This window comes from Saccharomonospora iraqiensis subsp. paurometabolica YIM 90007 (assembly GCF_000231035.2).
GTDB lineage: Bacteria > Actinomycetota > Actinomycetes > Mycobacteriales > Pseudonocardiaceae > Saccharomonospora > Saccharomonospora paurometabolica.
Map to the genome: position 1 here is coordinate 167,796 of NZ_KI912218.1, position 4,921 is coordinate 172,716.

The window sequence follows — 4,921 nt, forward strand, 5'->3', positions numbered from 1 at the left end:
GCTCCACCCGGCTGCTGGTCACCGGCGGCAACGGCACCGGAAAGTCCACGCTGCTGGGCGTGCTGGCGGGCACGGTTCCCCCGGCGCGCGGTTCGGTGCGGTGGGCTCCGGGGGTGCGGGTGGGGTTGCTGGAGCAGGACGTGTCCTTCGCCGAGGCGCACCGCACGCCGCACGAGCTCTACACCGCCGCCCGCCCGGACGGCGGGGCACCCGCGCTGACGTCGTTGGGGCTGCTGGCGGCCCGGGACTGCCACCGCCCGGTCGGCACACTGTCGGTGGGGCAACGGCGCAGGCTCGCCCTGGCCCTGTTGATCGCCCGGGCGCCGCACGTACTGTTGCTGGACGAGCCGACCAACCACCTCTCGCCCACGCTCGCCGAGGAGCTGTCCGAGGCGCTGGAGACCGCCCCGGGCGCCGTCGTACTCGCCTCGCACGACCGGTGGCTGCGCCGCCGGTGGCACCACGACCGGCTCGACCTCACCCGCGACTGAGTCGCGCACGACGACCCGACGGCCCCGGGTCACAGCGGGGCCTGGTGCCACAACGCCGACACGGGCAGGGTGGCCCTGCGCTCGCCGCACCACGGCGCTGCACAGCGCTGCTCAGTGGCGCGCCAGGTATTCCTCCAGGGCCTCGCGGACGATCTCGGATTCCGAACGGTGTAGGGACGGAACTTCGCCCGAAGGTCACAGCGGGGCGTGGTGCCACAAGGCCGACACGGGCAGGGCGGCCATGCGCTCGCCGAACCGGTGGGTCTGCTGACCGAGGTGGAGCACGTAGCCGGCGACGAACCGCTCGCCGAGCCGGTCGGCCAGCCAGCGCAGATGCCGGAAGTCGTCGGAGCCGACCGTGCTGGAGGCCTTCACCTCGATCCCGACGACCTCCCCGTTCCGCCGTTCCAGTACGAAGTCGATCTCCCGGCCGTCCCGGTCGCGGTAGAAGTGCAGCCGGGCACCGAGGTCACTGGTGGCGAGCAACCGCGTCAGCTCGGCGTGCACGAAGATCTCGGTGAGGCTCCCGGCGGCACGGCTGCCGGGAACGGCGAGCGCGTCGTGGTCGACCTCCATGAGATGGGCGGCGAGCCCGGAGTCCGTCGGATAGGTCTTCGGCGTCTTGACCGGTTTGCTGTTCAGGTTGGTCGACCACGGCGGCAACTGCGCGGTGAGGAACACCGTGTCGAGGTAGCCGAGGTAGTTGCGCACCGTGGCGTGGTTGAGCCCGAGTTCCCGGGCCATGTCCGCGAGCACCGTCTGACCGCCGGAGCGGGCGGCGAGCATCGCGAGCAGCCGCGGTACGACGTCGGCGTGCTGGATCTGGGCGAAGCTCGCGACGTCGCGGAGCACCACCGTGCTGAGGTAGCCGTCGAACCAGGCGCGGCGTTGCGTGGGCGTCTCGAGCTCCAGCACCTCCGGGTAGCCACCGGCGGCGAACAGATCGACGTAGTCCGCCCGGGTCCACGCCGAACTGTCCGCGTCGGCCAGTGCGTCCCGGCCCGCGAACGCGCGCTCACCGAAGTCACCGGGGGCCCCGGTCCGCTCGGCCGTGCTCAACGGCCACAGATCGACGAACACGGCCCGCCCGGCCAACGACTCGGACAGGGTCGGAACGGTGAGGAACCGTGTCGAGCCGGACAGCACGAACTGCCCACGGCGGTTGTCCCGGTCGACCAGGTACTTGATCGCCAGGACGAGGTCGTCCCCGCCCCGCTGGATCTCGTCGATCACCCGGGGGACGGCGCCGTAGTCGGCGAAGTCGGTCGGCGCGTCCTGCGCGCTCCGGAGTGTGGTCGCGTCGTCCAGTGAGCGGAACGATCCCCCGTGGCTGCGTTGGAACTGCCGCAGCAGGGTGGTCTTCCCCGCCTGGCGCGGCCCGTTGACGAGCACAACACGGAACGCCCCGGCCCAGTCAACGAGCCGATGCAGTGCGAAACGCTCGACGAACTCCGACATTCGGCAAATCTAACAGAGGTGCCTCGCCTTCGCCGACGTCCTGCTGTTCGATCTGCCGTGCGACACACGTCGCGCCCCGCCCGAGGTATGGAGGTCGTCACCGCACCCGGGTCGGGCCGGCTCGGCGGCCTCAGCCGGTCCGCGTCGCGTGCCCGGGCAGGATCCGCTGCAGCGCGTCGTCGAGGGTGACGACCCCGAGGATCCGGGATCCGTCCATCACCACGCTGAGCTGTTCGCTGGCCCGGCGCATGCGGGAGAGGGCCTCGTGCACGGGTGTGTGCGGCGGCAGGACGAACGCCGGACGGGCGAGGTCCCGCGCGGGCCGGTCGGCCGGTGCCAGCAGGGTGTCCCGGACGTGGACGACACCCGGGGTGCCGCCCCCGTCCGCGCCGACGAGGATGCGCATGTGTCCGGAGCGCCCGGCGGCCCGCCGGACATCGGCGGCGGTGGCCTCCGCCGCCACGGCCGTCGGCGGGATCCTGCGGCGGAGGAGGTCGTCGACCCGCAGGTTCTGCAGGTCGAGCGCTCCGGACATCGGGGTGCGCAACGACGAATCGAGGGCGCCGACGTTGGCCGAGTGTTCCACGAGGTGCCGGATCGTGGCCGCGTCCTGGCCACCGATCGTCGCGTGGTCGACCGGTTCCACGCCGGTGGCCTTCACCAGACGGTTCGCGACGGAGTTGACCCACAGCAGCAGGGGGCGGAACAGCCAGATGAAGGCGCGGGCCGGTGGCCCGGTCACGATGGCGGAGGTCTCCGGATGGGCGATCGCCCAGGACTTCGGTGCCATCTCGCCGACGACGAGGTGCAGGAAGGTCACGATCAGCAGTGCCAGCACGAACGCGGCGACGTCGCTGAGCCAGTACGGCAGTCCCACCAGGCCCAGGAGTGCCGAGAACCAACTGTCGAACGCGGGTTTGGTCACGGCACCGAGGGCGAACGTGCAGGCGGTGATGCCGAGTTGTGCCCCGGCCAGCATGAGCGTGAGTTCGTTCACGCTCCGCAGCGCGGCGCGGGCGCCACGGCTGGTGGACGCGGCGTCCTCCAGGCGACTGCGGCGGGCCCCGAGGAGGGCGAACTCGATGATGACGAAGAAGGCGCTCAACGCGATGATCGCGACGGTCGCCGGAAGGACGATCCACAGGTTCGTCATCCGTGCTCCTCCCCCGGGCGGGTGTCGCCGTCGTGCTCGCCCCGCGATTCGTGGAGGGTCAGGGAGACCAGCGTCGGAACGCGTTTGGCGACCCGGAGCACCTCCGCCGTGAGGTGCCGGTGCACGGGGGTGTCCAGGGCGAGGTCGGCCGGATCGGCCGGCAGCTCCACCCGGACACTGTCCCCGACGGCGGGGAACGCGCCGAAATGCGCGATGACCAGTCCGGACACCGTCTCCCAGTCGCCGCGCGGAAGGGTGTGACCGAGGGCGCGTTCGACCTCGTCGACGTGGACGTCACCGCTCAGGCGCCAGGTGTCGTCGTCGACGGCCTCGACGGCGACCGGCGGGTGGTGGTCGTGTTCGTCGGTGATCTCGCCGACGACCTCCTCGGCCACGTCCTCCAGGGTGAGGATGCCGGCGAAGCCGCCGTGCTCGTCGATGACGCACGCGAGGTGGTTGCGGGAGGCCGTCATCCGCCGGTGCGCCTCGGGCAGCGGCATCAGGCTGGGCACCACCATCGGCCGCCGCATCATCGCGCGGACGGGCCGGTCCTCGGCCAGCGACGTGCCGAGCACCTCGATCAGGTTGACCACGCCGACCGGCTCGTCGCCGGCGTCGATGACCGGGTAGCGGGTGTGTGCCGCGGCCATCAGGGACCGTACGGTCCCGATCGTGGTGTCGGGTTCGACCGTGTCCACCCGGGACCGCGGGATCATCGCGTGCTCGACGGTGTACTGGGGGAAGTCGAGGATGCGGTCCAGCATCATCGACAGGTCCTCGGGCAGGTCACCGCTCTCCCGGGAGTCGGCGACGATGTGTTCCAGGTCGCGGGCGGTGGCGCTGCTGTCCACGTCGTGCACCGGTTCGATCCGGACCAACCGCAACAGCGCGTTGGCCGCGTGGTCGAACACGGTGATCAACCACCCGAACACGGTCAGGTAGAGCCGTGTCGAGCGGACGAGACCGCGGGCGAGCGGACCGGGGTTGGCGATCGCCAGGTTCTTCGGGAACAGCTCGCCGAAGATCATCTGCACGACGGTCGAGACGGCGAGGGCGAGGACGGTGGCGACCGTGATGCTCACCGACGCCGGGACCCCCGCCCCGCCGAGGAGCACCCCGAGGCTCTCCCCGACGAGCGGTTCCGCGACGTACCCGATGAGCAGGCCCGTCACGGTGATCCCCAGCTGCGCCCCGGACAGCATGAAGGAGGTGCGCTCGGTCACCGACAGGACACGCGAGGCGACCCGGTCACCCTCGGCCGCCTGCGCGCGGAGCCGCGCCCGGTCCACCGACATGTAGGTGAACTCCTGGGCGACGAAGTAGCCGTTCGCCGCGATGATCACCAGGATCGCGAGGATGCCCAACAACAGGGTCAGCGTGGCGGTCAGCATCGCTCACCGCCCGCCGTCACCGGGTCGATGCCCTGTCCGGGTGGGCCTGGCGACGGGGTGGAGCGGATCGCTCTGCTCACGGGGGTGGAACGCCTCCGAGTTCTCCGGTCGTGTCACCGAACGCTCCGTACGCCGTCTCCGACGTCTCCGGGTCTCCATCCCCGTCGGAGCGCGCCGTTCCGGGAGCGCATGCCGCTACCGTACGACACAGATCGTCGCGACCACGATCACGGGTCCGCGACGTCGACCCCGGGCACGGTCGGACGGGCCCCGGGCGGCGCGTCTACAGCTGGACGCCGAGCAGCGCGTCGACCGCGTCGCGGACCAGGCCGGGGGCCGCCGGGTCCGACCCGGCGGTGTCCCGGTGCCGCAGCGCGTCGTCGGCCCACGCGTCCACCGCGGTGAGCGCGTTCGGGGTGTCCAGGTCG

At 71.6% G+C, this 4,921-nt stretch carries 3 protein-coding genes and 1 pseudogene; 1 reads left to right on the plus strand and 3 read right to left on the minus strand.

All coding sequences use genetic code 11. The annotated features are described in order from the left end of the window. Positions 1 to 491: ATP-binding cassette domain-containing protein (locus SACPADRAFT_RS26295; protein ID WP_007026491.1), on the plus strand; the 491-nt coding region annotated here is incomplete at its 5' end. Between the two features lie 375 nt (positions 492 to 866). On the opposite strand, the pseudogene SACPADRAFT_RS0208020 reads toward SACPADRAFT_RS26295, so the two are convergent. From SACPADRAFT_RS0208020 to SACPADRAFT_RS0208030, 3 genes and pseudogenes are all read right to left on the minus strand, one after another. Continuing rightward, positions 867 to 1,949, minus strand: a pseudogene (locus SACPADRAFT_RS0208020) (ATP-binding protein); the annotation flags it as partial. A 130-nt stretch (positions 1,950 to 2,079) separates the two neighbouring features. Beyond that, the gene (locus SACPADRAFT_RS0208025) at positions 2,080 to 3,102 is read right to left on the minus strand and encodes a hemolysin family protein (RefSeq protein ID WP_007026489.1); all 1,023 of its coding nucleotides are present in this window, start codon (positions 3,100 to 3,102) and stop codon (positions 2,080 to 2,082) included. Then, positions 3,099 to 4,493, minus strand: a complete 1,395-nt coding sequence (locus SACPADRAFT_RS0208030; protein WP_007026488.1) for a hemolysin family protein — start codon at positions 4,491 to 4,493, stop codon at positions 3,099 to 3,101. Before SACPADRAFT_RS0208030 ends, SACPADRAFT_RS0208025 begins: the two co-directional genes overlap by 4 nt. Positions 4,494 to 4,921 lie beyond the last annotated feature (428 nt).

Bases quoted from the DNA above. Each gene is read 5' to 3' on its own strand.
- SACPADRAFT_RS0208025 (WP_007026489.1), bottom strand. From the start codon at position 3,102: ATGACGAACCTGTGGATCGTCCTTCCGGCGACCGTCGCGATCATCGCG.
- SACPADRAFT_RS0208030 (WP_007026488.1), bottom strand. From the start codon at position 4,493: ATGCTGACCGCCACGCTGACCCTGTTGTTGGGCATCCTCGCGATCCTG.